The following is an 856-nucleotide window of genomic DNA, read 5'->3' as shown; positions in this document are numbered from 1 at the left end:
GGCACGCAGGAGTTGGCCGACCGGCGCCTGCCCGCCCTCATCGACCGCCTCGGCCGCAACGAACCCGTCGACCTCCACACCGAAGTCCCCGACCTCGACGTCGCCAACGACGAAATCGGCGAAGTCGCCCAATCCTTCAACGCCGCCCAACGCACCGCCGTCCAAGCCGCCATCCAACAAGCCCAACTCCGCGAAGGCGTCAACCGCGTCTTCCTCAACATCGCCCACCGCAGCCAAACCCTCGTCCACCGCCAACTCCGCCTCCTCGACAAACTCGAACGCGAACAAGAAGACCCCGACCAACTCACCGACCTCTTCAAACTCGACCACCTCGCCACCCGCTCCCGCCGCAACGCCGAAAACCTCCTCATCCTCGGCGGCCAAAGCCCCGGACGCACCTGGCACCACCCCATGCCCCTCATGGACGTCCTGCGCGGCGCCATCTCCGAATCCGGCGACTACACCCGCGTCAAACGCCAACAAATCGCCCGCGTCAACCTCACCAGCACCGCCGTCGCCGACGTCATCCACCTCGTCGCCGAACTCGTCGACAACGCCACCACCTTCTCCCCACCCCACACCCACGTCCACCTCAAAAGCGAACAGGTCCCCAACGGCGTCACCATCGAAATCGAAGACCGCGGCCTGGGCATGAAACCCGACGAATTCACCACCGCCAACCACCTCCTCACCACACCCCCCGAATTCGACGTCATGCGCCTCAACGACAAAATGCGCCTCGGCCTCTTCGTCGTCTCCCACCTCGCCCAACGCCACAACATCAAAGTCCGCCTCCGCGCCTCCCCCTACGGCGGCGTCCAAGCAATCGTCCTCCTCCCCACCACACTCATCACCG

1 protein-coding gene is annotated in these 856 nt (G+C 65.2%); it reads left to right on the top strand.

What is annotated here, in order from left to right:
• The coding region (locus QSJ59_RS24260) for a sensor histidine kinase (protein ID WP_285762094.1) at positions 1 to 856 on the top strand (856 nt) is incomplete at both ends.

This window comes from Nocardiopsis ansamitocini, assembly GCF_030268225.1.
In the GTDB taxonomy this organism is placed as follows: domain Bacteria; phylum Actinomycetota; class Actinomycetes; order Streptosporangiales; family Streptosporangiaceae; genus Nocardiopsis_D; species Nocardiopsis_D ansamitocini.
The sequence above is the reverse complement of the archived record's forward strand: the minus strand, read 5'-3'. Positions and strand labels throughout refer to the sequence as shown.